The 26,871-nt window shown below is 53.6% G+C and carries 32 protein-coding genes; 15 read left to right on the top strand and 17 right to left on the bottom strand.

Annotated features, from left to right (window positions below; translation table 11 throughout):
- Positions 1-48 precede the first annotated feature (48 nt).
- The gene (locus DHf2319_RS02520) at positions 49-957 is read left to right on the top strand and encodes an NAD(P)-dependent oxidoreductase (protein WP_243479234.1); all 909 of its coding nucleotides are present in this window, start codon (positions 49-51) and stop codon (positions 955-957) included.
- Here DHf2319_RS02520 and DHf2319_RS02515 read toward each other — a convergent pair.
- A complete protein-coding gene (locus tag DHf2319_RS02515) occupies positions 931-1,485 on the bottom strand; it encodes an RNA pyrophosphohydrolase (RefSeq protein ID WP_369810210.1) in 555 nt (184 codons plus the stop codon). The two genes, DHf2319_RS02520 and DHf2319_RS02515, sit on opposite strands and share 27 nt — an antisense overlap.
- Positions 1,486-1,571: 86 nt before the next feature.
- Here DHf2319_RS02515 and DHf2319_RS02510 point away from each other — a divergent pair, with 86 nt between their 5' ends.
- From DHf2319_RS02510 to ybgF, 8 genes are read left to right on the top strand one after another with little or no spacing between them, the layout of a single operon-like run.
- Positions 1,572-3,311, top strand: coding sequence for a proline--tRNA ligase (locus DHf2319_RS02510; RefSeq protein ID WP_243479233.1), 1,740 nt, complete (start codon positions 1,572-1,574; stop codon positions 3,309-3,311).
- Between the two features lie 11 nt (positions 3,312-3,322).
- Entirely contained in the window at positions 3,323-3,754 is a 432-nt protein-coding gene (gene ybgC / locus DHf2319_RS02505) for a tol-pal system-associated acyl-CoA thioesterase (protein ID WP_243479232.1), read from the top strand.
- A 3-nt stretch (positions 3,755-3,757) separates the two neighbouring features.
- Positions 3,758-4,429: a protein TolQ gene (gene tolQ, locus DHf2319_RS02500; protein ID WP_243479231.1), complete on the top strand. Its 672-nt coding sequence runs from the start codon at positions 3,758-3,760 to the stop codon at positions 4,427-4,429.
- Complete coding sequence (locus DHf2319_RS02495) at positions 4,426-4,893, top strand: ExbD/TolR family protein (protein ID WP_243479230.1); 468 nt, start codon at positions 4,426-4,428, stop codon at positions 4,891-4,893. The genes tolQ and DHf2319_RS02495 overlap by 4 nt, the downstream gene beginning before the upstream one ends.
- Positions 4,893-6,080, top strand: coding sequence for a cell envelope integrity protein TolA (tolA, locus tag DHf2319_RS02490; protein WP_243479229.1), 1,188 nt, complete (start codon positions 4,893-4,895; stop codon positions 6,078-6,080). Before DHf2319_RS02495 ends, tolA begins: the two co-directional genes overlap by 1 nt.
- A gap of 21 nt (positions 6,081-6,101) precedes the next feature.
- Complete coding sequence (gene tolB, locus DHf2319_RS02485; RefSeq protein ID WP_243479228.1) at positions 6,102-7,397, top strand: Tol-Pal system beta propeller repeat protein TolB; 1,296 nt, start codon at positions 6,102-6,104, stop codon at positions 7,395-7,397.
- 45 nt (positions 7,398-7,442) lie between these two features.
- Positions 7,443-7,949 carry a peptidoglycan-associated lipoprotein Pal gene (gene pal / locus DHf2319_RS02480; RefSeq protein ID WP_243479227.1) on the top strand — a complete coding sequence of 169 codons (507 nt, stop codon included), beginning with the start codon at positions 7,443-7,445 and terminating at the stop codon, positions 7,947-7,949.
- An 18-nt stretch (positions 7,950-7,967) separates the two neighbouring features.
- Positions 7,968-8,630, top strand: coding sequence for a tol-pal system protein YbgF (gene ybgF, locus DHf2319_RS02475; RefSeq protein WP_243479226.1), 663 nt, complete (start codon positions 7,968-7,970; stop codon positions 8,628-8,630).
- Between the two features lie 6 nt (positions 8,631-8,636).
- Here the strand turns inward: ybgF and DHf2319_RS02470 are convergent, their stop codons facing one another.
- From DHf2319_RS02470 to DHf2319_RS02450, 5 genes are all read right to left on the bottom strand, one after another.
- Entirely contained in the window at positions 8,637-9,551 is a 915-nt protein-coding gene (locus tag DHf2319_RS02470; RefSeq protein ID WP_243479225.1) for an EamA family transporter, read from the bottom strand.
- Positions 9,552-9,661: 110 nt separating this feature from the next.
- Complete coding sequence (gene groL, locus DHf2319_RS02465) at positions 9,662-11,311, bottom strand: chaperonin GroEL (protein WP_243479224.1); 1,650 nt, start codon at positions 11,309-11,311, stop codon at positions 9,662-9,664.
- 28 nt (positions 11,312-11,339) lie between these two features.
- A complete protein-coding gene (locus tag DHf2319_RS02460; RefSeq protein ID WP_243479223.1) occupies positions 11,340-11,627 on the bottom strand; it encodes a co-chaperone GroES in 288 nt (95 codons plus the stop codon).
- Between the two features lie 185 nt (positions 11,628-11,812).
- The gene (locus DHf2319_RS02455; protein WP_243479222.1) at positions 11,813-12,610 is read right to left on the bottom strand and encodes a crotonase/enoyl-CoA hydratase family protein; all 798 of its coding nucleotides are present in this window, start codon (positions 12,608-12,610) and stop codon (positions 11,813-11,815) included.
- A 34-nt stretch (positions 12,611-12,644) separates the two neighbouring features.
- Positions 12,645-13,019 carry a tautomerase family protein gene (locus DHf2319_RS02450; RefSeq protein ID WP_243479221.1) on the bottom strand — a complete coding sequence of 125 codons (375 nt, stop codon included), beginning with the start codon at positions 13,017-13,019 and terminating at the stop codon, positions 12,645-12,647.
- Between the two features lie 148 nt (positions 13,020-13,167).
- Between DHf2319_RS02450 and DHf2319_RS02445 the strand changes: the two genes are divergently transcribed.
- Both DHf2319_RS02445 and pyrF read left to right on the top strand, forming a co-directional pair.
- The gene (locus DHf2319_RS02445) at positions 13,168-13,560 is read left to right on the top strand and encodes a diacylglycerol kinase (RefSeq protein ID WP_243479220.1); all 393 of its coding nucleotides are present in this window, start codon (positions 13,168-13,170) and stop codon (positions 13,558-13,560) included.
- On the top strand, positions 13,557-14,378 hold the full coding sequence (gene pyrF / locus DHf2319_RS02440; protein WP_243479219.1) for an orotidine-5'-phosphate decarboxylase: 822 nt from the start codon (positions 13,557-13,559) through the stop codon (positions 14,376-14,378). Before DHf2319_RS02445 ends, pyrF begins: the two co-directional genes overlap by 4 nt.
- Positions 14,379-14,381: 3 nt before the next feature.
- Here pyrF and DHf2319_RS02435 read toward each other — a convergent pair whose 3' ends face one another.
- Genes DHf2319_RS02435 through ribBA form a run of 6 tightly spaced genes read right to left on the bottom strand, consistent with a single transcriptional unit; the run spans position 14,382 to position 18,631 of the window.
- A complete protein-coding gene (locus tag DHf2319_RS02435; RefSeq protein WP_243479218.1) occupies positions 14,382-14,897 on the bottom strand; it encodes a CinA family protein in 516 nt (171 codons plus the stop codon).
- A gap of 9 nt (positions 14,898-14,906) precedes the next feature.
- Positions 14,907-15,443, bottom strand: a complete 537-nt coding sequence (locus tag DHf2319_RS02430; RefSeq protein WP_243479217.1) for a phosphatidylglycerophosphatase A family protein — start codon at positions 15,441-15,443, stop codon at positions 14,907-14,909.
- Positions 15,440-16,426: a thiamine-phosphate kinase gene (gene thiL / locus DHf2319_RS02425; RefSeq protein WP_243479216.1), complete on the bottom strand. Its 987-nt coding sequence runs from the start codon at positions 16,424-16,426 to the stop codon at positions 15,440-15,442. The genes DHf2319_RS02430 and thiL overlap by 4 nt, the downstream gene beginning before the upstream one ends.
- A gap of 11 nt (positions 16,427-16,437) precedes the next feature.
- Positions 16,438-16,932 carry a transcription antitermination factor NusB gene (nusB, locus tag DHf2319_RS02420; RefSeq protein WP_243479215.1) on the bottom strand — a complete coding sequence of 165 codons (495 nt, stop codon included), beginning with the start codon at positions 16,930-16,932 and terminating at the stop codon, positions 16,438-16,440.
- 11 nt (positions 16,933-16,943) lie between these two features.
- Positions 16,944-17,438 (bottom strand): 6,7-dimethyl-8-ribityllumazine synthase, encoded by a 495-nt coding sequence (gene ribH, locus DHf2319_RS02415; protein ID WP_243479214.1) that lies wholly within the window; start codon positions 17,436-17,438, stop codon positions 16,944-16,946.
- Positions 17,435-18,631 carry a bifunctional 3,4-dihydroxy-2-butanone-4-phosphate synthase/GTP cyclohydrolase II gene (gene ribBA / locus DHf2319_RS02410; protein WP_243479213.1) on the bottom strand — a complete coding sequence of 399 codons (1,197 nt, stop codon included), beginning with the start codon at positions 18,629-18,631 and terminating at the stop codon, positions 17,435-17,437. The genes ribH and ribBA overlap by 4 nt, the downstream gene beginning before the upstream one ends.
- A gap of 165 nt (positions 18,632-18,796) precedes the next feature.
- Here ribBA and DHf2319_RS02405 point away from each other — a divergent pair, with 165 nt between their 5' ends.
- Positions 18,797-20,362, top strand: a complete 1,566-nt coding sequence (locus tag DHf2319_RS02405; protein WP_243479212.1) for a CYTH and CHAD domain-containing protein — start codon at positions 18,797-18,799, stop codon at positions 20,360-20,362.
- On the opposite strand, the gene ftsY is transcribed toward DHf2319_RS02405, so the two are convergent.
- Positions 20,359-21,429, bottom strand: coding sequence for a signal recognition particle-docking protein FtsY (gene ftsY / locus DHf2319_RS02400; protein ID WP_243479211.1), 1,071 nt, complete (start codon positions 21,427-21,429; stop codon positions 20,359-20,361). The two genes, DHf2319_RS02405 and ftsY, sit on opposite strands and share 4 nt — an antisense overlap.
- A gap of 1 nt (position 21,430) precedes the next feature.
- Here ftsY and rsmD point away from each other — a divergent pair, with 1 nt between their 5' ends.
- The 3 genes from rsmD to DHf2319_RS02385 are packed head-to-tail and all read left to right on the top strand — an operon-like array spanning position 21,431 to position 22,788.
- Positions 21,431-21,991 carry a 16S rRNA (guanine(966)-N(2))-methyltransferase RsmD gene (rsmD, locus tag DHf2319_RS02395; RefSeq protein WP_243479210.1) on the top strand — a complete coding sequence of 187 codons (561 nt, stop codon included), beginning with the start codon at positions 21,431-21,433 and terminating at the stop codon, positions 21,989-21,991.
- The gene (gene coaD / locus DHf2319_RS02390; protein ID WP_243479209.1) at positions 21,988-22,506 is read left to right on the top strand and encodes a pantetheine-phosphate adenylyltransferase; all 519 of its coding nucleotides are present in this window, start codon (positions 21,988-21,990) and stop codon (positions 22,504-22,506) included. The genes rsmD and coaD overlap by 4 nt, the downstream gene beginning before the upstream one ends.
- 18 nt (positions 22,507-22,524) lie before the next feature.
- Positions 22,525-22,788 (top strand): YfhL family 4Fe-4S dicluster ferredoxin, encoded by a 264-nt coding sequence (locus DHf2319_RS02385; protein ID WP_243479208.1) that lies wholly within the window; start codon positions 22,525-22,527, stop codon positions 22,786-22,788.
- Between the two features lie 3 nt (positions 22,789-22,791).
- Here DHf2319_RS02385 and DHf2319_RS02380 read toward each other — a convergent pair whose 3' ends face one another.
- The 4 genes from DHf2319_RS02380 to DHf2319_RS02365 are packed head-to-tail and all read right to left on the bottom strand — an operon-like array spanning position 22,792 to position 26,869.
- Positions 22,792-23,175, bottom strand: a complete 384-nt coding sequence (locus DHf2319_RS02380; protein WP_243479207.1) for an MOSC N-terminal beta barrel domain-containing protein — start codon at positions 23,173-23,175, stop codon at positions 22,792-22,794.
- A gap of 45 nt (positions 23,176-23,220) precedes the next feature.
- The gene (locus DHf2319_RS02375) at positions 23,221-24,231 is read right to left on the bottom strand and encodes an AsmA family protein (RefSeq protein WP_243479206.1); all 1,011 of its coding nucleotides are present in this window, start codon (positions 24,229-24,231) and stop codon (positions 23,221-23,223) included.
- Between the two features lie 18 nt (positions 24,232-24,249).
- Positions 24,250-25,098 carry a class I SAM-dependent methyltransferase gene (locus DHf2319_RS02370; protein ID WP_243479205.1) on the bottom strand — a complete coding sequence of 283 codons (849 nt, stop codon included), beginning with the start codon at positions 25,096-25,098 and terminating at the stop codon, positions 24,250-24,252.
- Positions 25,091-26,869: a glucan ABC transporter ATP-binding protein/ permease gene (locus DHf2319_RS02365; protein ID WP_243479204.1), complete on the bottom strand. Its 1,779-nt coding sequence runs from the start codon at positions 26,867-26,869 to the stop codon at positions 25,091-25,093. Before DHf2319_RS02365 ends, DHf2319_RS02370 begins: the two co-directional genes overlap by 8 nt.
- Between the last annotated feature and the right edge of the window lie 2 nt (positions 26,870-26,871).

Here is a 26,871-nt window from a genome sequence, read left to right as displayed (position 1 = left end):
TTGATCCACGACCTAATTCAAGCCACCATATTTTTTGAGGACGACATCATGAGCACTTCCAGCATTCAAGCACGCGAGTACGAGCAGCTCGCCCCGCAAAAGATCGCCTTTCTTGGCCTTGGCGTGATGGGACTACCCATGGCCGGACATCTAGCCAAGGCAGGTCATCAGGTCACTGTGTACAACCGCACTGAAGCTAAAGCCAAAGCCTGGGTGGCGGAATTTGGTGGCAAATATGCGACAACACCCCGCGAGGCTGCCAATGGCGCAGCCATTGTTTTTTGTTGTGTTGGCAACGATGATGACCTTAGAAGCGTTGTGCTTGGTGATGACGGCGCCTTCGCGGGGATGAGCGCCGGCAGCGTATTTGTCGATCACACGACCGCATCGGCAAATGTTGCACGTGAACTGGCCGAGGTCGCCAAACAACATCAGCTAGGCTTTATTGACGCGCCCGTCTCGGGCGGCCAGGCCGGGGCTGTCAATGGCGCGCTGACAGTGATGTGCGGGGGTGAGACCAATACCTTCAATCACATCAAGCCGCTGGCCATGCACTATTCAAAGGCAGTCACACTTGTGGGCGACACGGGTGCAGGCCAGCTCGCCAAGATGGTTAACCAGATCTGCATCGCTGGCTTGGTGCAGGGATTATCTGAAGGGATCGCATTTGGTCAAGCTGCGGGACTGGACATGAAGCTGGTGTTAGACGTCATTAACAAGGGCGCCGCGCAGAGCTGGCAAATGGACAATCGCGGCACCACCATGGTGGATGACAAATTTGACTTCGGGTTCGCAGTTGACTGGATGCGCAAAGACCTCAGCCTGGTGATGGATGAAGCCCGCCGCAACGGTGCACGAGTACCCGTGACCGCATTAGTTGATCAGTTCTACGCTGACGTGCAGAAGCTAGGCGGCAACCGCTGGGATACTTCAAGCCTGATCAAAAGACTGCGTTAACTCAATATCAATACCGCTGGCTCGTCGCGTCCTGCCACGGACGCGATTGCCACGCGGGCGAAATAATAGGGGTGATAACTCGTGCAGCGCCTGCTGGTATACCTCGCGCTTGAATTCGATCACTGAATCAAGAGACACCCAGTAGTGACACCAGCGCCAAGCATCGAATTCGGGGTGGGACGTGGCGCGCAAACTGACATCACAATCTCGCCCGACCAGGCGCAACAGAAACCATATCTGCTTTTGGCCACGATAATGTCCGCGAGACTCACGACGAATGAAATGATCCGGCACGTCGTATCGCAGCCAGTCACGTGTACGCCCTAGAATACGGACGTGCTCAGGCTTTAACCCGACCTCCTCATGCAACTCACGAAACATAGCCTGCACTGGGCTTTCACCGTGCTTTATTCCGCCCTGCGGAAACTGCCATGCATGTTCCCTAACCCGCTTGCCCCAGAACACCTGGTTTTTTTGGTTGACCAGGATAATGCCGACATTGGGGCGGTAACCCTCCCTATCCAGCATCGCCGCACCCGTTGAATTCAATACAATTGGTTTAGATTATACGAAGTGTTTCCGATTCACCCTACCAAATAACCCCTATACCCCCCATGCGAGCCTCTGCCTTTCACATCAGCACCATTAAAGAAGCACCTAACGACGCGGAAATCGCCAGTCATCAACTCATGATCCGCGCTGGCATGATCCGTAAACTCGCTGGTGGCATCTACAACTACATGCCGCTTGGCCTGCGCACCATACGCAAGATCGAGAACATCATCCGCGAGGAAATGAACGCCGCTGGGGCACTCGAACTGCTGATGCCCGTGGTGCAACCTGCTGAACTCTGGCAGGAGTCTGGGCGCTGGGAAAAATATGGGCCAGAACTTTTACGGATCAAAGATCGCCATGGGCGCGACTTCATACTGCAGCCAACATCCGAAGAAGTCATTACTGACATCGCGCGAAACGAAATAAAAAGCTGGCGTCAACTGCCAGTGAATTTCTATCATATTCAGACAAAGTTCCGTGACGAACGTCGTCCAAGATTTGGCGTCATGCGTGGCCGTGAGTTCACCATGAAAGACGCATATTCTTTTGATCGAGACGTAGATGGTGCCATGCAGAGCTATCAGGCAATGTTTGATGCGTACCACAAGATTTTTACTCGCCTGGGACTGAATTTCAGGGCTGTGGCCGCAGATACGGGCTCCATTGGGGGATCTTCAAGCCACGAGTTTCAGGTCATTGCAGACATCGGAGAGGATCTAATCGTTTACGATCCACGCACCGACTATGCAGCCAATATTGAACTAGCGGCCGCACCCTGTCTGATTGAGAAGCGAGCAGCAGCCGGCCAAGATCTGTGCAAAGTACACACACCGGGTGCGGCGACGTGTGAAGAGGTCAAAAACCTGCTTTCAATTGATCTGAGCCGCACTGTCAAATCAATCGTGTTGGCAACCGAACCGGCCGACAGCGACCCACAAATCTGGTTGTTGTTACTGCGTGGAGACCATGATCTAAACGAGATCAAGGTTGGCAAGTTAGCTGGCTTTGAGGAAGGGTTCAGATTCGCAACCGAGGATGAGATCAAAGAACATTTTGGATCGCCACCCGGATATCTTGGACCAGTCGGACTAGATGATCGCGTTAAGGTCATTGCCGATTTGACAGTCGCAAACATGAATGATTTCGTCTGTGGCGCCAACGAAGCGCCTTACCACTTACAAGGCGTGAACTGGGGTCGTGATCTGCCTGAGCCCTTGCTGGTGGCCGATATCCGAAACGTGGTTGCCGGTGACCCGACCCCGGATGGCAAAGGCGTATTGAATATCCAACGAGGTATCGAAGTTGGCCACGTGTTTTACCTCGGCACAAAATACTCAGAAGCACTCAAGGCTACCTATCTCGACGAGACTGGCAAACCCGCATTCATGGAAATGGGTTGCTATGGCATCGGAGTCACTCGCATCGTTGGTGCAGCGATCGAACAAAACCACGATGAGCGCGGCATCATCTGGCCCAGAGCGATCGCACCGTTCGAAGTCGCCGTTTGCGGTTTAGGCTGGGGCAAAAGCGATGCGGTTCGTGAGACAGCGACGAAGCTATACGAAGAACTGAAATCTCAAGGTGTTGACGTAATCCTGGACGATCGTGATTTGCGTCCTGGCGTCATGTTTGCCGAATGGGAGCTCATCGGCGTTCCGATTCGAATCACCGTGGGCGATCGTGGGTTGGCCAACGGACAAGTGGAGGTGCTTGGAAGGCGCGAGAGCAACGCTGAACTCGTGGATTTGCCGGATGTGGTGGCCAGAGTAGCAGCCAAACTGAGTAGTCGAGTCACATAATAATGCCTGTCATGAAAGCTGCAATAGCTTGGGATCAAGCACACCACTGGCCGGTACGCGTCTATTACGAAGACACCGACGCCGGAGGAGTGGTGTTCTACGCTAACTATTTGAAATTTATGGAAAGAGCACGTACTGAGTGGCTACGTGAGCTCGGTGTGGAACAACAAAAACTGGCACAAGAAAGCGATATTGGATTTGTGGTCGCTGGACTTGACATCAAATATTGCGCGCCGGCGAGGCTCGATGATCATCTCATCGTGCAAACAACTGTCACACAAGCTGGCCGTGCTTCGTTAAACTTCGCTCAGCGTGTTGTACTTGCAAACCATGTTATTGCGCACGGTGAGATACGCGTAGGGTGTGTCAGACTGAGTTGCCTCAAACCGGCAGCACTGCCTGAAACCTTGCTAAACAGAATCCTGAACTTGGACAAGAGATAACGTATGCAGCCAGGCACCCCAATAGACATGTCGATCACTACCCTGATCCTGCAGGCAACCCTGCCTGTCCAGATCATCATGCTCTTGCTGGTTTTGATCTCTGTCGTGTCATGGACATTTATTTTTTCCAAGCGCTCTGCCCTCAAAAGAGCTCAAGCCCAAACCCAAAACTTCGAAGATGATTTTTGGTCGGGCGGCGATCTCGCTTCACTACACCAGACTGTCACTAAACGTCGCAGCGAGCACGGTGCGTTGGCTCGAATCTTCGATGCGGGCATGACCGAGTTCATCAAAGCTCACCGCACCACCAATGCAGTAGATGGGGCGCGTAGGGCTATGCGTGCCGCCTTCCAACGTGAAATCGATGATCTGGAAACCAACCTGGGGTTTCTTGCTTCGGCCGGATCCGTTAGCCCTTATATCGGTCTGCTTGGTACCGTTTGGGGGATCATGCATTCGTTTCTGGGGTTGGCTGGTGCTGAACAAGCCACCCTTGCTGCTGTCGCGCCCGGTATCGCAGAAGCGTTGATCGCCACGGCGATTGGCTTGTTTGCTGCCATACCGGCGGTAGTCGCGTACAACCGCTACACCAACGACATTGATCGTCTGGCGATTCATTTTGAGACTTTCGTCGATGAATTTCTTAACATCCTGCAGAGACAGTCAAACGCATGAGCGCCTTGCGATCCTCCCGCGCGCGAGGCGGGCATCGACTCAAAAACGAAATGAACGTTGTGCCGTACATCGACGTGATGCTGGTTTTGCTGGTGATTTTCATGGTGACTGCACCAATGATCACGCCCGGTGTCATTGAATTGCCCTCAGTTGGACGCGCCTCAAGTGTCCCTTTAGTGCCTCTGGAAATTCAAATTGCTCAGGATGGCGAGTTATCATGGCGAAAGCGTGAACCTGGCGGAGAGTTTCAGCCAGTTCCGCGAGATGCTGTTGCTCAAACCATTCTTGAAATCAGAGAGCCGGACCAACCGGTTCTAATCGCAGCCCATGGCAAAGTGCCGTACGAAACCGTGGTCGAATTAATGGACAGACTGCGGTCTAACGGCATAGACCGGCTGGGGTTATTGGTGGATCAGCAACAGGGTGATAAACCGGTTGATACGACACCTGCTACTGGAAGTTAATGCCCCCACCGCGTCGAAGTAAAAAATCGATCTGGCAAGCAGCACTCGGCCAAGGAGGCTGGCGAGCTGTCGGTTCGTCTATTGCGGTTCATTTGACCATCGCGGTGCTGTTATTGGCAGGTCTCAAATGGCAACTTGAAAGTCCAGGCCCGCTTCAGGTCGAGCTGTGGACCGAAGGCAATACCACCGAGGTTGCACGGGCTCCCGAGCCTCAGCCTGAACCACAACCCGAACCACGGCCGGAGCCACCGCCCGAGCCACAACCCGAACCGGCGCCTGAGCCGGCTCCTACCCCTGAACAGCAACCTGAGCCACCGCCACCACCACCAGAGCCTGACATTGCCGCTCGTGAGGCTGAGATTGCGCTGGAGCAAGCCAAAGAACGGGAACGCGCCGAGCAGGCACGTCTGGAGGCGCAGCGCTTGGCGCGCGAGGAGACTGAACGCGAGCGACGTGAAGAACAAGCGCGGCAGGCCAAGCTTGCCGCTGAACAACGCGCAAAAGAAGAGGCTGAACGCAAGGCAAAGGAACAAGCCGAGCGTCAAGCCAAACTTGAGCAGGAACGCCTTGAACGCGAAGCGGCTGAACGACGTGCTGCTCAAGAGCGCGAGCAGCAAGCAAAACTTGAGGCTGAAAGGCTCGCCAAAGAACGGGCCGAGCGCCAAGCTCGTGAGCAGGCAGAAAAACGAGCCGAAGCAGAACGTAAAGCCAAAGAGGAGGCGGCCAGAAAAGCCGAGGCCGAGCGCAAAGCACGAGAAGAAGCTGCTCGTAAGGCTGAGGCAGAGCGTAAAGCCAAAGCAGAAGCGGCAGCACGCGAGAAAGCGCTACGCGACGCGTTTCGCAACGACATCATGGGTGCGACAGGGATTGCGGGTGGCACGGCAAGCAGAAATCAACAAGGTGGCGGTGCAGATGCTGGTTATGCGGGGCAGATCCGCGCTTGCATACAGCCAAACGTATCATTCCCCACACCGGTTCAGTCTGGCAACGTCAACCCTACAGCTCAGTTCCGCGTGCAGTTAAAATCCGATGGTACTGTGTCGTCGACGAGTTTGAGACGTAGCTCCGGTAATACGGCATTTGACCGGGCTGTTGACAATGGCATTCGCCGATGCTCACCTTTTCCAAAGCCGCCATCAGGCCGCTATCCGTCATATATTGATGTGAACTATCGTATGTATGACTAAAACCGACCGGAGGCCACCTTCATGTCACGATCTGTTTTCTACCGCTTGGCTTCAGCCCTGGCGTTACTTGCTTCACTGGCATTCTTGCCCTTCAACAGTCAGGCGCAGTTGCGGGTTGATATCTCTGGGACAGGTGCACAACAGTTTCCGGTTGCTATCGCCGACTTCAGTGGCGATCCAGCAGGTCGACTCATCGCAGAAGTCATTCGTGCTGACCTGACACGCTCGGGCCAATTTCGTCTGATTAACACCACAGGCGCTCAGCTAACCATCGATTCACCCATTGCCTATGCAGAGTGGCGAACTCGTGGTGCTGACTATGTCGCCTATGGCACAGTCACCAAAACCGCTGAAGGCCAATACGAGGTCAAGTATCGGCTCGCCGATACCATCAACCAACAACAGCTTGATGGCGTGGCATTTGATGGCAGCGACCGTGAATTGCGGCGTATTGCCCACCAGATTGCCGATCGCATCTACGAAAAAATCACCGGGATTCGGGGCGTGTTCGCGACTCGTATCGCCTACGTATTAAAGCAGGGCAATACCTACGAACTACAGATTGCAGATGCCGACGGACAAAACCCTCAAATTGCATTGCGTTCTCGTGAGCCGATTATCTCGCCCGCCTGGTCTCCAGATGGCAGTAAATTGGCTTATGTGAGTTTCGAATCAGGTAAACCAGTTGTCTATGTCCATGAATTAGCCACCAGCAAACGCGTACCGGTCGCCAACTTCAAGGGCAATAACTCTGCGCCTGCTTGGTCACCCGATGGACAAACCCTCGCTGTGGTGCTCACACGTGACGGGCTGTCTCAAATCTACCTGGTCAATTCAGCGGATGGCTCAAACTTGAGGCGTCTAACTCGCTCTCCGCTGATCGATACCGAGCCCGTGTTCAGCCCGGATGGTCAATCGATTTTCTTTACCAGCGATCGCTCTGGTAGCCCACAGATTTACCAGGTTCCTGTCACCGGTGGCGAAGCCCGACGCATCACATTTAACGGCAACTACAACATCACCCCTCGCATCTCTCCAGACGGTCAAAGTTTGCTAGTGGTCACTCGTCGTGATGGTCAGTTCCGGATTGCACTGATTGACTTGGCCACCGGTAACGAAACGTTGCTAACGCAAGGACCGGACGATCAATCTCCTAGTTTTGCACCAAATGGTAAACAAGTCCTATATGCAGCCAAGCAAGGAGGGCGTAACATGTTGGCTGGTGTTTCAAGTGATGGTCGCATGCGTCAGACACTATCCGTTTTAAACGGAGAGATCCGGGAACCAACCTGGGGGCCATACGGTCAATCGCAGTAGGCACTAACCAACACTGTTTAACGCACTTCCCAAAAGGAAAAGCTCATGAAATCGCGCCTTGCCAAGTCACTTTCAGTTGTCGGCCTTGCCCTAGCCTTGGCTGCTTGTAGTTCCGTGTCGCTAGATGATCCAGCAGCCGGCGCAGCCGGTGGAAGTGGTGGCGCAGGCGGGGCATCTGCAGCGGGCGTGATGGATCCATTTAACCCAAGCAGTGTGCTGGCCACCGATCGTTCGGTGTATTTCGAATTTGACAGCTACTCCGTAGGCGATCAATACCGGCCATTGGTTGAGACCCATGCTCGCTACTTGGCTGCCAATCCACAACAAAAAATACTGATCGAAGGCAATACGGATGCGCGTGGTGGTGCTGAATACAACCTGGCACTCGGACAACGGCGTGCGCAAGCGGTCAGTAGCATGATGACGCTGATCGGGGCACGCGAGACCCAGATTGAGACCATCAGCTTTGGTAAGGAAAAGCCCAAGGCACTAGGTGACACCGAAGCTGATTACGCTGAGAACCGACGCGCAGACATCGTTTACCTGCGATAAACCAAAGAGGCATATACGATGCATTTGACTCGAATTTCTTTTGCTGTTGCCGTCACGTCTTGCTTGGCTGCAGTTACCCCTGTCAGCCATGCATTTACAGACAGTGAAGCTCGGCAAGCGATACTAGAGTTGCGTCAAGAGCTACGCACGTTGACAGAAACGAGTCAACGTGCGAGTTTACAGCTCGCCAACCGCATCGATATGCTCGAACAAGAGCTGACCCGATTGCGCGCCCAGATTGAAGAAATGGGTGGGCCACGCGCTGCTCTAGGCTCGGGCTCTAATGAACAACCAGAACAGGCCAAAGACAGCAAGGAGCAGGCTGCCTTCGATGGCGCAATGGATTTGTACCGCAAAGGTGACTTTAAGGGCTCGGCTGAGTCGTTATCGGCGTTTCTGACGCTTTATCCAGAAAGCGTATTGGCACCCACTGCCCAGTTCTACTTGGGTAGTGCCAACTACGCCAACAAAAACTATCGGGGTGCAATCTCGGTGCTCAACACCATGGCTGGCAAATTTCCTGATCACCCCCGAGCACCGGACGCACTGCTTGTCATTGCCGGTAGTGAGTTCGAGCTTAATCAACGTACCGCAGCGAAAGCCACCCTGGAAAAAATAGTCAAAAACTATCCCAATACGGCTGCAGCCCAATCGGCGCAAGAGCGTTTAAAGTTGCTCTAAGCGCCTTCAGGCCTGAAGCCACAACAACCAACCCACACCGGCGACAATCAATATCATCCCGATTTTTTCCTGGGTCGTCGTGTGGCCTTGGAACAGCTTGCGTGAAACGATCTGCGCAAAAAATACCTCAACCAAAGCCAGCGTACGAACGTTGGCTGCAGTGGTCAAAGCAAAACCAATGAACCAGGCCTGTGAGGCCGCTGCACCTAAAAAACCACCCCAGATCGATATTCTCCAAGCGCCGATACATCTGTGCCAAACCTCAGGGGATCGCCACATCAACCATGCCAACAAAATCGATGCCTGAATAATCAGACCGCAAACAAGCGTCCATGATGCGCGCACCAAGAAGTTTCCTTCTGGCAGCGCCAAGATCGCGCCCCGGAACCCAACCGCCGCTACGGCAAACCCGGCTGCAGCAGCCAATCCAAGCAGGATGGGACGTGCTGATACCGTCTGTCCATTAGCAGATCCCAGTGGTCGCCAAGCCATCCAGACAACCCCAAACGTTGCCAGACAAATGGCCAACAAGGTGTCCAAACGCAACACCTCACCAAGCACGATGAGGCCAAACAATGCGATTTGAACTGGCTCGGTCTTGGTCCATACCGTCACAACGACAAAGTCGCGCATCTGCATTGCCGCCAGCATCAACGCGGTTGCTGCTATCTGCGCAATCGCCCCCAACAAGACAAACGCCAGAAACGACCAAGTGAGGCTTGGCCAAGCAATATCACCAAACACCCATGCCACACCAAAGAATAGGCATGCAAAAGGTAGGCCGAACACAAAGCGAACCTGCGTAGCGCCAATCGTACCGAGCTCCTCAGTCAGACCTCGCTGGATGGCATTGCGACCCGTTTGCAAAGCTGCCGCCAGAATTGTCACGGGCACCCAGAGCCATACCCAGTCTGCTTGCATGTTATCCCCTGCTATTTTTGTTGTGATGGCATGACGCCGATTTGCAAATTGTAAAAAAAAACCCCAGTGGGTTTCGCCACCGGGGTTCAGACAGGGGAGACAACAAGGACTTAGAAGCCCATACCACCCATGCCGCCCATACCACCCATGTCACCACCGGGCATGGCTGGTGCAGGCTTATCTTCAGCGACCTCGCAAACTGCGACTTCAGTCGTCAACAACAAGCTAGCAACCGATGCAGCATTTTGTAGCGCAGTACGAGTCACCTTGGTTGGGTCCAGCACGCCTTGCTCAACAAGATCACCATACTCGCCGCTAGCAGCGTTAAAGCCAAAGTTGCCTTTGCCATCAACGACTCGGTTAACCACGACACTGGGTTCGTCGCCAGCGTTGGCAACGATTGTGCGCAGCGGCTCTTCAACTGCACGCAGGACCAAACGAACACCGGCTTCCTGATCAGCGTTAGAGCCTTTGACTTTTTCAACGGCGGCACGGGCACGCAACAGAGCGACACCACCACCAGGCACGATGCCTTCTTCAACAGCAGCACGCGTAGCATGCAGCGCGTCCTCAACACGAGCCTTCTTCTCTTTCATCTCGACTTCGGTCGCTGCACCAACACGAATCACAGCCACACCACCAGCCAGCTTGGCAACACGCTCTTGCAGCTTCTCGCGGTCGTAATCAGAGGTTGCTTCGTCAATCTGAGTGCGAATTTGCTTCACACGTGCTTCGATTGACTTGGGATCACCTGCGCCATCAATGATGGTGGTGTTCTCTTTCGCAACTTCAATGCGCTTGGCTTGGCCGAGCTCAGCCAACGTGGCTTTCTCGAGCGACAGACCAGTCTCTTCAGAGATCACGGTGCCACCAGTCAAAATGGCGATGTCTTCGAGCATTGCTTTACGACGGTCACCGAAGCCAGGCGCTTTGACAGCCGTGGTCTTCAGGATACCGCGGATGTTGTTAACCACCAACGTAGCAAGCGCTTCGCCTTCAACGTCTTCTGCGATGATCAGCAGCGGACGGCTCGACTTGGCAACCTGCTCAAGTACGGGCAACAGATCGCGGATGTTGCTGATCTTCTTGTCAAAGATCAGGATGTATGGATCCTCGAGCGCAGAAACCTGCTTCTCGGGATTGTTGATGAAGTAAGGCGACAGATAGCCACGGTCAAACTGCATACCTTCAACCACGTCAAGCTCGTTCTCGAGGGACTTGCCGTCTTCAACGGTAATCACACCTTCCTTGCCCACCTTATCCATCGCGTTGGCGATGATCTCGCCAATCGAGGTGTCACTGTTAGCTGAAATCGACCCAACTTGAGCAATTTCTTTGCTGGTCGTGCATGGCTTGGAGAGGTTGCGCAGCTCTTCAACAGCTGCTGCCACCGCCTTGTCGATGCCGCGCTTGAGGTCCATTGGATTGATACCGGCAGCGACATACTTCAAGCCTTCAACCACGATCGCTTGGGCTAGCACGGTAGCAGTCGTCGTGCCATCACCGGCCGAATCGGAAGTTTTCGAGGCCACTTCCTTGACCAACTGAGCGCCGATGTTTTCGAACTTGTCTTTTAGTTCGATCTCCTTGGCAACCGAGACACCGTCCTTAGTGACGGTCGGCGCACCAAATGAACGCTCGAGCACTACATTACGACCCTTGGGGCCGAGTGTTGCCTTAACAGCATTGGCCAGAACGTTGACACCGCGCACGATCTTCGAGCGGGCGTCATCACCAAAATAAACTTGCTTTGCAGCCATGAGATATACCTCTTGAATTCAGTTCGGGTTAGCTGATGACAGCGAGAATCTCGTCTTCGCGGATGACGAGTACTTCCTCACCGTCAACTTTGACGCTCTGACCGGCATATTTGCCAAACAGAACTTTGTCGCCGACTTTGACGTCGAGTGGCTGAGACTTGCCATCATCGCCTTTTTTGCCAGGACCAACGGCAAGCACTTCACCCTGATCGGGCTTTTCTGCTGCGCTATCCGGAATTACGATGCCTGACGCTGTCTTGCGCTCGTTGTCCAGGCGTTTGACGATCACACGATCGTGCAGGGGACGCAGGGCCATGAAACACTCCTGTTACAAAATTAGATTTAGGATTGGTAACTGGAAGGCTATCGCTACAGCAATCTGTTAGCACTCACCTTCGACGAGTGCTAATTATAAGGATGAATTTTTGAGTTTCAAGCCCCAAGAAAAAAAACCCTCCACTTTTTAGGTGAAGGGCATCATAAGACATTGATTTAATTAGCTTATGTTTTCTTTTGCGCTTTGCGGGCCATAAAGTCTTGAACAATCGCAGCATGCTCGGGGGTCTTGTGAGCGATGGCCTGATAAGCAGCGGACAACTCCAACAGATTCGCCAGTGACGCCTGTTGCCCTTCCCTGAGCAAACGTTTGGTCAAACGAATGATATCCGGGGAGTTGCCGGTCATCTTATGAGCGAGTTCAGTCGCAGTGGGTAACAACTGCTCATCGGGCACCACGCGCGATACCAAACCCCAATCAAGCGCCGTTTGCGCATCGATAGACTCACCGGTCAGGGACATTTCCACTGCGCGAGCCATGCCAATGATTCTTGGCAAGAACCAGGCTCCACCATCACCCGGAATAATCCCTACCTTCACAAAACTCTCTGCAAAAGACGCTTTTTCCGATGCAATCCGGATGTCACACATGCACGCCAAGTCACAACCAGCGCCAATGGCCATGCCGTTAACCGCAGCAATGGTGGGGATCTCTAAATGATGTAGCGCGAGCGGCAAACGTTGAATGCCGTGCCGGTACTCTTGACGCAAAGCCGCAGATGAGACTTCGGGTTGAATCTGGCGAGCCATCTCGTCAATCTTGCCACCTGAAGAAAAAACTTTCCCTTTGGCAGTCAGGATCAGTACCTTAATGTCACGATTACGTTCGATGCGTGCAAACGCATCTAACAATGCCTCGGTTAAGCCAGTGCCGGTCAGCGCGTTGCGGGTCGGCTCGTGGTTCAGGGTCAGTGTCATCACACCCTGGGGATCGATGGTTTCCAACAAAACAGCTTCAGTCATATTTGTCCTCTCGTTAACGCTGCATGGATATTGATCAACGGCCTGCAGCTTTAGCCGAAATCCCTCCAGCCACGCCCATGTCGGTGGTTGGATAGTCCTGAATCAATACTCGCGTATGTTCAGCCGACAATCCAATCGATCGCTCAACCGCTTGCGCGATCTCAGCAATCAATGCGGCCTTGAGCTGCTCGGTACGCCCCGCAATCAGTGCCGCATGCACTAATGCATTGGGCTGGCCGAGCACACCAGCCACCATCGTGTTCTGCGCAGGAACCTCATCAATGCTGATACGAATCGAAGGCAAAGGCGCATTAAGGCTTTTAAGCACCGCATCGGTCAAGCCCTTGAGCAGCGCGGCTTTCTGTTCTTGGCTGTGGCCCGAGGGGATTTTGATAGTCAGAATGGGCATGTCAATATCACTCGCTTTTAGCAATGGTTAAGACCGTGTGTGCTGCACACTTTAAACAATAGAGTGTTAAAACACGACAACGGGTAGTTATCCAAGTGGGAACTTCACGAGGCTACCAAATTTCCTCACTTCACACGACGGCTAGAACGTGTCTGACCATCCATCTCCCTTCAAAAGCAAAGGCGGTATCTCACGAATCGCTGCTGCTATCGGTTATTCCTACAAAGGTTTAAAAGCCGCGGTGCGCTACGAAGCAGCGTTTCGTCAGGAATTGGTGCTTGCTGTCGTTCTCGCACCCTGCGCGTTCTGGCTCGGGCGCAATCCGGGCGAAGTGATTTTGCTCATCGGTGTTGTTCTGATGGTGCTGATCGTCGAACTTCTAAACTCAGCCATTGAGGCACTAGCCGATGCAGTTTCGTTAGAATCACATCCGTTACTCGGTCGCGCCAAGGACTTAGGTAGTGCGGCTGTATTCGTTGCCTTCACCACCGCATTTTTGGTGTGGGCAAGCCTGATTGTTATTCGAATAGTTCATTCATGACATTTACACAAAAACTGAACCAAGCCTGGCATTCACAGAATTCGCTACTCATGGTGGGCCTTGACCCTGATATGGACAAGCTGCCTCACCCAATCCGCAGCAGCCATGACGCCCTCTGGCAGTTTTGCAAAGGAATCGTAGACGCAACTGCTCCGTATGTGTGCGGCTTCAAGCCTCAGGTTGCCTATTTTGCATCGCTTGGAGCAGAAGACATCCTGAAACAAACCTGCGAGTACATTCGCACCGAATACCCAAATCTTGTACTGATGCTTGACGCCAAACGCGGTGATATTGGTAGCACGGCTGAACACTATGCACGCGAGGCATTCGATAGGTACCAGGCCGATGCCGTGACCATCAATCCCTACATGGGCATGGACTCGGCACAACCCTATCTTGATCGTAAGGACAAAGGCGTCATTGTCTTATGTCGCACATCGAATCCGGGTGGCTCAGACCTACAAGCACTGCAAGTTAATGGTCGCGCGCTTTATTTGCATGTCGCGACACTGGTTGCCACACAATGGAATCAAAACGGTCAGTGCGGCTTGGTCGTTGGAGCGACATTTCCCGACGAATTAAGGCAGGTCCGAGCCTGCGTGGGTGCAGATATGCCGCTGCTTGTGCCGGGAATCGGGGCTCAAGGCGGAGACATTCAAGCCACCTGCGATGCCGGCTGCAACCCGATGGGCACCGGCATGATGATTAATTCATCAAGGGCGATTTTATACGCCAGTCGCGATGAAGACTGGCAACACAAAGCGGCGCAGGCTGCTCGCCAAACTCGCGATGCCATCAACAGCTCGCGCGCGAAATAAAAGTTAGATCCGTTGATCAATCCACTGCAGCGCATGCATCAACGCGAAATTGACGGTTGCCTCACGTACTGCCTGTCGATTGCCCGGAAATACTTGATGGATTGAACTGACGACCACATCATCCTCGGTGCGCCGCGCCAGCCCAAACCAGACTAAGCCGACAGGCTTGTCCGGCGTACCGCCGCCAGGGCCTGCGATGCCCGTTACAGACAAAGCCAAAGTCGCTTCAGATGCCATTGCAAGAGCGCCAACCGCCATCTGCCTGGCCACAGGTTCACTGACGGCACCAAACTCCCTCAATGTCTCTTTCGATACGCCGAGCTGCTCATGCTTGGCCGTATTGGTGTAGGTGATCCAACCGCGGTCAAACCACTTACTGCTGCCAGCCACGGACGTCAAAGCACCGCCAATCAAACCACCCGTGCAAGACTCTGCAGTCACCACCCGTCCGTTGTTCTGAATCAAGTAGTCGCCCAGCGCTTTTGCTGCGAGATGCTCTCCCTCATTATTGACCTGCATGGCACCTCCTTAACCCAAAGCTCCAAAGTAGCCCCAAAACCACCAAATGGCCCATCCGAGTACAACTGCATAAAGAGCGGCTACCAGATCATCGAGCATCACACCCAAACCCCCGGCCACACTCGCGTCAAGCGTACGAATGGGCCAAGGCTTTGCCACGTCAAATACCCGAAACAACACAAATCCTACTAGCGCAATCCACAGCACTGGTGGCAGCGCCCAAAGCACAATCCAAACTGCCACAATCTCATCCCATACAATGCCCACATGATCAGGTACACCAAGCTCATCAACGGTACGCTGGCAAATCCAGATACCAGCCAGTGCAGCTAACAACACAAACAAGGCCAGCACGCTAGCGGACAGCACACTGTTCAGTGGCCACCACAGGCCCAAACCAAGAACGCTACCCCAGGTACCTGAGCCAGGTCTGATCAATCCGCTACCAAAGCCGAAAGCTAATGCGCGATGGGCTCGTGCGAACACCCATTTCAAACTTGGCCAATCCACTCGATGACGCTGGCTCACGGAGATCGGGTCGCTCATCGAGCACTCCGCGCAAAATGATCAAAACCTTTCGGTTTAAGCTCAGTTAATGATCCATCGGTTTGAGCAAACAGCCCTGGCTGCCTCCGGACCTTACCGATACGAAATAGCTCAAGCCCCAGGGACTCCCCCACAGCGATGACTCTCGGGCGATACTGAGCGGGTACGGTAAAACACAGCTCATACACATCACCACCATACAACACGGCATCGCGCACAACGCTTGGATCGAATACAGCCAACCGCTGGTCAACCGGCAGTTGCTCGAGATCAATGACCGCACCAACACCACTGGCTTGAAGCACGTGACCGAGATCCTGTGTCAACCCATCCGAAATATCGATGGCAGCATTTGCCACCCCCAATAGTTGTTGACCTAGCGCGACTCGCGGCTCAGGACGCTCTAAGCCCACACGCAGTCCCGGTAAGCGATTCTGCGGATCAGCTAGCGTGCCCAACAAAATCCGTAACGCAATGTCTGGCACACCCAACGGCCCGCTAACCCATATGTCATCCCCAACCTCGGCTGCGCTACGTAAAAGTCCGGGCTGCTTCTCGTGCAGCGTCCCCAGGGCAGTAACACTGATGAAGATACCCTGTTCGCTTGCAACCGTGTCACCGCCAATCAATGGGCACCGGTAACGATCAGCCAGGGCACCTAGCCCGGCTGCAAAGGACGCAAGCCACGTTTCATTGATAGTGGGCACACCCAACCCGAGCAAACAACCAATAGGCTTAGCACCCATGGCCGCCAAATCCGATAGATTCACTGCCAGCGATTTGTGACCGAGCGCGTCTGGCGCCACATCAGAAAAAAAATGTCGCCCTTCTACCAATACATCTTTGCAGACAACGAGCTTGTGACCGGGGCTAATGGGCAGTATGGCCGCATCATCACCGACCCCGACCATACCTGGCATGCTGGCAGGACTGGCTAGTCTTTTGAAGTAGCGGTCAATGAGCGAGAACTCACCTAGCGCCATGAGAGCAGCCGTTAACGCGGTTGTGCAGAGCGGGCAACTTCCGGGCCTCGGGCCTGCGCAGCAACTTTATCAAGCACACCATTGATGAATTTAAATCCATCTGTGCCTCCAAATGACTTGGCAAGTTCAACCGCCTCGTTGATTGCCACGCGATAAGGGACTTCGATTTGCTGAGTCAGCTCAAATGTACCGATAAGCAGAATCCCGTGCTCCACGGGAGATAACTCATTAAGCGGTCGATCGACAAACGGCTTGAATGTGGCGCGCAAATCATCCGCCTCGCGAGTCACACCTTGCCACAGCACGTTGAACCATTTCTGGTCAGCGCTCGCAAACTCGGCATCATCCCGAAGATGCGCCTCAATGGCACCAACTTCAGCTAGCTTGTTATCAGCGGTCTGGGACTGCAAAAGCCAAGCGTATATTGCTTGCAAGGCAAACTCACGAGCCCGTCGGCGAGGGCTGGTACCCGTGTTGGATTTTTTGACGTTAGCCGGTTGAGTCATTGTCTCGCTCATCAATCCTGCTCATCATCATCTTCGTCGGACTGCTCAGGTTCGAGTGCAACCATCAAATTGGCCATCTCGACCGCAGCCTGGGCACAATCACGCCCCTTGCCAGCGGCACGCTCATGCGCTTGAGCCTCGTCTTCAGTAGTCAGCACACCATTAATCACGGGGATTCCCAATTCGAGAGCAACCTGCGACATGGCCGAAGCACTCTCGTTGCTAACGACCTCAAAGTGATAAGTTTCACCTCGAATCACTGCACCTAAAGCAATCAGCGCATCGAATTCACCCGTTTGAGCCATCTGTGCCAATGTGAGACCAAGCTCAAGAGCGCCGGGTACGGAAACGACCATGATGTCACGTTCATCAAGCCCGAGTGCCTCAAGCTCACCCAAGCAAGCATCTAGCTCAGCCAACCCAATTTCCTCATTAAAGCGGGCACGAACAATGCCAATGTGCAAGCCTTCGCCATTCAGATCGGGGGAGATGGTATAGGGGCTCATTTGGTTTCCTGTGAGGTTTTTCTGTCAATCGGTTGTTCATCGTAACCGGTAACGGTTAATCCAAAACCTGCCATCATGCTCGGCATCTTTCGAGGGCGTGCAAGCAGGCGCATCTGCCCTACGCCAAGGTCGCGCAAGATTTGAGCGCCTAAGCCATAAGTTCGCAAATCCATGCTGCGATTGGGCCGAGACTTACTTTCAGTCGCATCTTCAGACTGACCGAGCTGCTGTGCCTGAGCAAGTACGTGCGCGGTGCTGGCATCCACGTTCAGCAAAACAACCACAGCATCGGATGCAGCAGCAATTGCCCGCATTGCTTCGTCAAACCCCCAAGAGTGGCCTGAGCCCTGCGCATTCAGTAAATCAATGACTGTGGTCGGCTCATGAACGCGCACCAATACCTCGCGCTCGGGCGTGATATCGCCTTTGGACAAGGCAACGTGGGCACGCCCCTGAACCGTATCCCGATACACCGTCATGGCAAAGGGCCCCCACGGCGTGGAGATATCCTTGCACGCCACTCGTTCGACCACAGATTCATGCTCGCTACGGTACTGAATCAGGTCAGCAATCGTGCCAATTTTCAGGCCATGGGTCTTGCAATAGTCGATCAAATCCGGCAGGCGAGCCATCGTTCCGTCGGGCTTTAAGATCTCGCAGATCACTGCCGCTGGCGTCAACCCAGCCAGAGCAGTCAGATCACAACCGGCCTCGGTATGCCCGGCGCGCACGAGCACCCCGCCTGGCACGGCACGAACGGGAAAGATGTGTCCAGGCTGCACCAGGTCGGCTGGCTTGGCATCTTTGGCAACCGCTGTCCGAATGGTGTGGGCTCGGTCGGCCACTGAAATACCGGTATGCACGCCTTCAGCAGCCTCAATCGAGACCGTGAAATTCGTGCCGTAGGCTGCGCCATTGCTGTCTGCCATCAGCGGCAGATTTAACTGCCGGCAACGATCTTCCGTGAGCGTCAGACAAACCAGGCCACGCGCGTGGGTAACCATAAAATTAATTGCCTCGGGGGTCACAAATTCAGCAGCCATGACGAGGTCACCCTCGTTTTCACGGTCTTCCTCATCGACCAAAACCACCATTTTGCCGGCACGGATATCGTCGATGATTTCACTAATGGGTGAAATGGCTGCGGATAACGGCTCTTGACCAGTGCTAGCCAAATGCAATGCGGGGGACATAAAAAGCCTTTTAACTTTGGTTCGGTATTACCAGTGCCCCATTATAGGTCGCTGGCACACCGGAAATCGTAGATCACACGATTGTGAACAAAAGATGACTAGTCATCATTTAGCGCGACGATTGTCAGTACACTCTTCACATTATCCTTGTAAGTGTATGTCCGAATGTCCGAGCAAGAGCTTAAACTCCATGTCCCACGTTCCTCACGCACTGGCGTTGAGAAAGCAATGCGTCGCGGAACCGTCTCGAGCGTGCGTTTGCGGGCTCAGTATTTCGATACACCGACATCAAATCTGGCCAAATCGGGCGTCGCTCTACGCCTAAGACTAGAGGGACGTCGCTGGGTACAGACCCTCAAAATGCCCGGTGCACATCGCCTTGAGAAGCTCGAGTTAAATCACCCTCGCCCAAACGCGAGTCTGGACTTGTCGGTTTATGCCAACACGCCAGCCGCTGGCATCATTGACAAGCACGGCAAGCAACTTGCAGTGGCCTATGAAACCGATGTCAAGCGACTCTACCGAAAAATCCGCACGACTGCCGGGGTGGTTGAAGTTGCATTGGATCAAGGCCACATCCAGGCTGGCGAACTGAGACTACCTGTATCTGAAGTAGAGTTTGAGCTTGTGTCTGGCCGCCCGCACGCGATGTTTCTGTTGGGTCTCAAATGGCTCACCGCCTACAACCTCATACTGGACCTACGCAGTAAGGCCGAGCGCGGCACCACCTTGGCCGCACTCGCGTCCAGGCTGGCGAACTTGGGCGAGATCGACGATGCGGCCACAACCGCAGCTCGCGCTAAAGTAGTAGCTTCATACTGGGCGCCACGTCCAATCCAGACAATCAAACTGAACAATCAGATGACGCCTGCTCAAGCGCTCGCAGCCGTCACCATTGAATGCCTGGATCAGATTGGGCGTAATGCAGCCGTGCTGGCTGAAATCGACACTGAGGGCTTTTACCGGGCCAGCACGCCCGAACACACGCATCAACTGCGCGTCGGTATCCGACGCTTGCGCTCGGCGTGGTCTTTGTTTCAAAAGCTAACCGATTTGCCGCCTCAACCATGGCGCGATGAACTCAAAATACATTTTTCAGCGCTCGGCACAGCTCGTGACGACGATGTGTTGCGTGAAACGGTCATGCCGGAATTAAGTGCTGCTGGCCAACCTCCACTTGATTTAAATGCCAGGCAAGAGGAAGAAGCGTCAACATCGATTACCGCCAAGCCCGAATTTCAGCGCTGGTTAGCTGAATTGCTGGCTTGGACTGTGGGCGCGCATCCGCTTCAGGCCGACTTGCAGCCATCGCCTGCACACGACCCACGTAAACACAAACCTGCCCATGTGCGAGATGCGCTGGGCAAACAATTGTTCAAATGGCATCAAAAGGTACTTGCCGATGGGCTGCGGTTCGACGCTTTGCCGATCGAATCAAAGCATGACCTCAGAAAACTTGCCAAGCGTCTCAGGTACGGTTTGCAATTTGCCGAGTCACTGCTGCCAGCCAAAAAACTCAAAAACTATCGCCAGCGTCTAAGCCGCATTCAAGACATTCTGGGTGAGATGAATGATCTTTACGTTGCTCGCGAGAAATTCGAAGGCATCCGCGAAGATCAACCCTCAGCATGGTTTGCCGTTGGCTGGATAGCCTCTCGCTTAAGCGTTCTGACCAAACAGGCCGAACTTGCATTCAAAAACCTAAAGCGCGCGGACCATTTTTGGGATTAGTGAGTGCCTAGCATGGCCTGAGCAAACTCTCGGGCCACAAATGGCTGCAGGTCCTCGAGTTGCTCGCCCACACCGATCCAGTAGACCGGAATCGGACGACAACCTTGAGCACCCGAGGCTAGCGCCGCCAGCACACCACCTTTGGCGGTGCCATCGAGCTTGGTCACAATCAGACCGGTCAGATTTAACGCAGTATCAAATGCCTTGACCTGCGCCAAGGCGTTTTGCCCAGTGTTGCCGTCAACCACAAGCAGTACTTCGTGTGGAGCCGTTTGATCAGCTTTGTGAATCACCCTTCGAATCTTCTTGAGCTCTTCCATTAAATGCAGCTGTGTTGGCAGTCTACCGGCAGTATCCACCATCACCACATCCATGTGACGAGCGTGACCGGCTGTAACCGCATCAAATGCCACTGCAGCAGGGTCGCCCCCCTCTTGCGCGATCACGGCCACATGGTTGCGGTTACCCCACTCTATCAATTGCTCTCGGGCGGCCGCCCTAAACGTATCCCCGGCTGCCAACAACACCCGCGCACCGCCTGCCTGCAAAGCGTGTGCAAGTTTGCCAATCGAGGTTGTCTTACCGGCACCGTTGACACCTGCAATCATGACCACCAAAGGCTTGATCGCACCCACTTCAAACGGCTTTTCCAATGCACGCAAATGCTCCGTGAGCACATCGGTCAGTGCCTCGCGCACCTCTTGCGCACTCTGAAGACGCTCTTTACGAACCGTTTGTCTAAGTGCCTCTATCAAGGTCGTGCTGGCCTGCACCCCTGCATCACTCATAATGAGTGCGGACTCTAGCTCGTCATACAGGCTTTCATCGACTTTGCTGCCTGTAAAAATCCCACCGATACTGGTTCTGGCCAACCCCTGGCGCAGACGACTCATCCATGATTGGCTGGCCGACTCTGGCACGGGCTGTGCTAACGCTTGGGGTGCGGGGGGAGCCTGTTGCGGCTCGATAGCAGGCAAACTAGGCGAATCAACGATAATGTCACTGACTGACTCTGTCTGAGCATCAGATGACTGTGGGCGGTCTTTTTTACGGAAGAATCTGAACATAATGGGAAAGTATATTCGGATCGTTGGTGGTCAGTATCGACGCACACCGATTTCTGTCGTGGATGTGCCCGGGCTTAGACCAACACCTGACCGGGTGCGCGAGACCCTCTTTAACTGGCTCAATCACTTGTGGCAGGGCGACTTTGGCAACAAGCAGGTACTTGACCTGTTCGCCGGCAGTGGTGCGCTCGGGTTTGAGGCCGCATCCAGAGGCGTGATGCACGTTCAGATGGTTGAATCAGACCCGAGCGCTGTCGCAGCACTACGAAAATTACGCGACAAACTTGCAGCCAAATCTGTCAGGATCCATGCCGGTGACGCTAAACACACCCTATCCCGACTTGAAAACACGCGATTTGATCTCATCTGCCTCGATCCACCTTTTGGTGCAAGCTGGTTTCCCGGTCTGCTGAACGACATATACCCCTTGCTAAGCAAGCAAGGTCTGGTCTACGCTGAGACAGAGCGAGCACTAACGCCGCCGGAAGGTTATATTGCACTGCGTCAAGGACGTGCAGGTGCCGTACACTATCAACTGTTTCAGCGCGACGAAATGCCATGATTACCGCTATTTACCCCGGAACATTCGACCCCTTAACGCGTGGCCATGAGGATCTCGTGCGGCGCGCGGCAGGGCTATTTGATGAGGTCGTGGTGGGCGTTGCTCACAGCCGCGCCAAAAAGCCCTTTTTCACCGTACAGGAACGAGTGGAAATCGCCAAGGAAGTACTAGGTCATTATCCCAACGTACGTGTTGAAAGCTTTGCCGGACTACTGAAAGATTTTGTCCGGGAGCAAGGTGGACGCGTGATTGTGCGGGGTTTGCGCGCAGTATCAGACTTTGAATACGAGTTTCAGATGGCTGGTATGAACCGACACTTGTTACCTGAGGTCGAGACACTGTTCATGACACCGTCGGACCAGTATCAATTCATTTCCGGCACAATCGTGCGGGAAATCGCTTTACTGGGTGGGGATGTGAGTAAATTCGTGTTTCCGTCGGTTGAGCGATGGTTGCAAGCCAAAGCCAAAGAGCGGCTTGAGCAGTCTTGGCCGCATGGACAAACTGCCGTCTGACCTTCCCAAAATATCATCATGGCACTACGCATCACTGAAGAATGTATCAATTGCGACGTCTGCGAGCCGGAATGCCCCAACGATGCTATATCGATGGGTGAAGACTTTTATGTGATTGATCCAATGTCATGCACCGAATGTGTGGGTCATTTTGATGAGCCGCAATGCAAGGTGGTGTGTCCAGTGGAATGTATTGAGTTGCATCCAGACTTCAAAGAAGGCCAAGAGACCTTGATGGCCAAATATCGAGCGCTAACGGCCAAGAAAACAACTGCCGCGTAAAAATCAGGTTTGAAATTGGGGTGTTGGTTCGTCAGGATGAACCTTTACCAGTCGGCAAGGGCAGCCAACCACATTGCTGAACCATACCGAAGCCAAATCACCCTCATCGACAACTTTAAGCATTTGTTCGTCAACACGAGCCTCGCGCCATACGCTGTCATCATCTTCGATCACGTCCATCGGTAGGTCCAGACGCAACATACCAGGTGCACGCAACACCATATTGCCAAAGCTAATGCTGATCTGCACGCCAGATAGTTTGTCAGCATAGCGCCCACGGTCCCATGCAAACTGCTCATCGACCAACAACCAGCGACGTTCAAAGCGCCGCCCATCCTCATTGGCTACTTTGGGACAACCCACAATTAGTTCATATTCAGACGACATTTTTTAGTGACTGATCTGTCAGATAAGTTACACCCACTGCCAAGTTTAACGGTTTGCACCTGGACGCGTTAACCACTGCACCCCTGGATCACTGATCGTACCGGTCAACTGAAATTGCATCCGGGATTGACGTACCGTTATTTCCAGCGCACGGCTTTTGAATTTCGGTGTATTGGTCAATAGCACTTGCATCGGGATCGCTATTTCACCCGTCCCGAGATTGACCGAGCCAGAAGCTGCTGTTAACTCACCCCATGCACCGTTAGCAGCCAAAGATCTCAACAACAGTACCTGATCAGGATTACGATCAGTTTTTGCTTGGGCAAACTCCCAATTGCTATCCATGGACATGACATCCCATGCCCCTTGGCTCACTAGGCCAAGCTGCTCAAGCAACGCCGGTGTGTGACCAAAGGCTTCGACGTCATTAACAAACAGCTGCCTAAAGCCCAGACTAGCCTGAGTGCCCGCCACCCGGGGCCAATGGACATCGGCCTTTAGTTCAAGCTGCCGCAGCGTCCCCAAAGGGGTGTCCCTTTCCCGGGCATCTGTTGCATAGGCCGCGATATTTTCAAAAAGCGCTTGCTTGACCAGTAAACGCCAGCGACTTGCTGCATTAGAGTCGGTAGTCCCCCAGTCACGTAAAAGGTTATCTCTGTTCAGCGCGGACGCCAGCCAAACATCATCAACGAACGATCCCCACGACTGGCCCGACTTGAAGACTTCCAGACCATCACCATACAGACTCTCCAATATGAGCTCGCGCTTAAATAAGGCAGCAATCGATACTTCAAACCGTAACTGCCCGATAGATAAGGCGGGATGTGAGCCAGTCTGACTCGGAATTGTCACATCGCGCAGGTCAATGCCGAACCTTGGTAGCACGGCAAATTGAATTTCACCATTGACTTGCAGGGCCGGATGCACCCAAGCACGCAAACGGTTCTCTACCAAGACGTTGGCCACGGACGTTTGCAGTAACAATAGCCCGGTCACCAGCAACAGCAACAATGAGGCTATCAGGATGAACGCTAGCCGCGTGAGAGTTTTAAACATCCGAAAACTGTACCGCAATCAAGGTACTGAAGCATAGAGGTCATCGTGTCCGATGAGGCATAGACTCGCCCGCCGATGGTAGGCGAGCCATGTATCCATGTCAGCCTCCCCAAGACTGCCAGTTTCAAGGACAGCATGCGCAATCCCGTCGATCAACATGTCGTGAAACGCCGAGGGCAGGTCTTCGATTTGCCAGGGACTTTTATCGATGGTCACTTCAAAAGCGCGCTGCTTTAGAGCATCACACAGATAGCGGCCGGAACTCGGGCCAAGCGCAGCCCCAAACCCTTTATCGGTCGCTTGGTGCATACAGAATGCCTGCCTGACAGTCTGGTCAAATGGGTGCTCAGGCTCCCACTGCATCTGACCATCAAAACTTAATACCGCGTACAGTGGTGTACGCAATGCGTCACAAAACCTATCGACCCACTGACGCGACACCAAATCGAACAAAGCCGAGGCACTGACCAGATCGGCTGGCCAAGCAAGTACCGTTTGAAGATCACCCGATAAATCAGCGCTGCGAAACGTTATTTCAATATCACGATCACCATACATAATCTGAAGGGAATCGGTAGTTTCCGAGACAACCACATGAGCCCAAGCCTTTAAAGCCAGGCGCGCCGCATCTAGCAATGCATCGTCATAATCAACCAAACACCAGCGCTGTTGCCCACCCAAGTGCGGTGCGATCGCACGCAGATTAGAACCGGATCCACAACCAAGGTCCAATATGCTTAAGCCTGATAATTGCTCCCCGTGACGCTTGCGCAGATCTGCCAATAAAACATCCCTGACTCGAGCGCTTCGTGCGGCATGATCCACGGGCTCTCTCAAGGCTAGCCACTGTGCAGAAAACTCACCCAAGCTGCCTCTCCTTTTCAGAAAACTGTGTGCGCACCATGTCTGCAAAGTGACCTTGCCTAGCCACTAGCTCCTCAAACGTGCCGATCTCACAAATGCGCCCATCCGCCATATAAACAATCTGATCTGCGTGCCGAATGGTCGATAGCCGGTGCGCAATGATCAGTGTCGTACGACCTTCACGCACCCGTTGCATAGCTTGTTGCACCAAACGTTCAGTTTGCGCATCAAGCGCGCTAGTTGCCTCATCAAACACAACGATAGCAGGATCCTTGAGCAACACCTGAGCAATCGCCAAGCGCTGACGCTGCCCCCCAGACAAAAACCGGCCTCGCTCACCCACTGGCGTGGCAAACTGCTGCGGTAAAGCTTCAATAAACTCCAGTGCACATGCATCAGCGGCAGCCCGGCGCAGCTCATCGACAGTTGCCTCTGGATTACCGATTCTCAAGTTGTCAGCAACGCTTCGATTAAAGAGCAAGTTCTCTTGAAACACCACGCCAATATTGCGGCGCAGGGCCTCTAACCGCCACTGTCGAATTTCGTGACCATCGATCAAGATTTCACCTGCCTGCGGGTCAAACAAACGACATAACAGCGCCAAGGCAGTTGATTTACCGGCACCCGATGGCCCAACAAGAGCAACCGTCTGGCCCGCTTTCACGCTCAAGTTAAAGTCACTAACTGCGCATGCATCGGCTTGCGGATAGGCATAGCGAACATGGCGAAACTCAATCGCACCTTGCACCTTGCCTGGATCAATCGCGTCATGTGCTTCTGTCACCTGGGGTGCCGTTTGCAACACATCGAAAAACTCTCGAAGCTTCGGTGCTTCAACCGACAATCGATTCGCAAAACTCACCGACTGTTCTAGTCGTCCAATAATCAAGCCAGCGAAACCAATAAACGTCACAATCTCGCCAATCGAAATACGCTGCTGTCCAAACAGCCATAAACCAAGCACCAGCATGGCCAGCACCGTCAGTGTCGTTGCTGAACGGGTAAGGACGTTAACCAACGCCCACCACGACAGTGCCGGGAACTGGGCACCGACCACCTGATGGCTCAGGTGTTTGAGCCGGTCAACTTCATGTCGCACTCTGGCAAAGCTTTGAATCAGGGCGACATTGCCCAAGCTATCTGAGACATGCTCGGCCATGTCCGAATAGTGACTCTCGACAGCTTGCTGCAGTTGGTCGGTTTTACGCAAGATGAATCGAGTTAAGAGAACGAATATCAGGCACAGCAGTAACAATAGAGTCGCCATCGCTGGATTCAAATAGAATGCGACAGGCATCAACACAACCACCGCCACAAAAGCTGCAAAATAATCCCGGAAAAAACCTAGCCACAATGCCCAAAGTGCGTCGGTGCCTTGCAGCATGATTTTCATGAGACGGCCCGAGTGTTGGGTGTGTCGATGGTGCGCCGGTAATTGCAACACATGCTCGAAATAATCACGTAAAACCACATGCCGCCGATGATGTGCAAGTCTGTCAGCATATAAGGCAATCAGCGCCGAGCAGACAATCGCAAACAAGCCAAGCAACACCCAAGTCAGTAGCAGCGGACTCACGACATGCCACATGTCGCTGTACGCGACACCGTCGTTTGCACTTAATTGGGTCAAGGCATCAATGACACGCCCAAACAAAATGGGCTCAGCCAATAACGCGCCGATTAGAAGGACATTAGCCAACATCAACCAGTAGGCTGTTACACGATCATGGCCGAGCAACTTGAAAACACGCCGGTACAAAGCCAGCAAGCCCATCA

It is taken from the genome of Orrella daihaiensis (genome assembly GCF_022811525.1).
GTDB lineage: Bacteria > Pseudomonadota > Gammaproteobacteria > Burkholderiales > Burkholderiaceae_B > Algicoccus > Algicoccus daihaiensis.
Note: the sequence above shows the minus strand (reverse complement) of the source record. Positions and strands in the feature narration are given on the sequence as shown.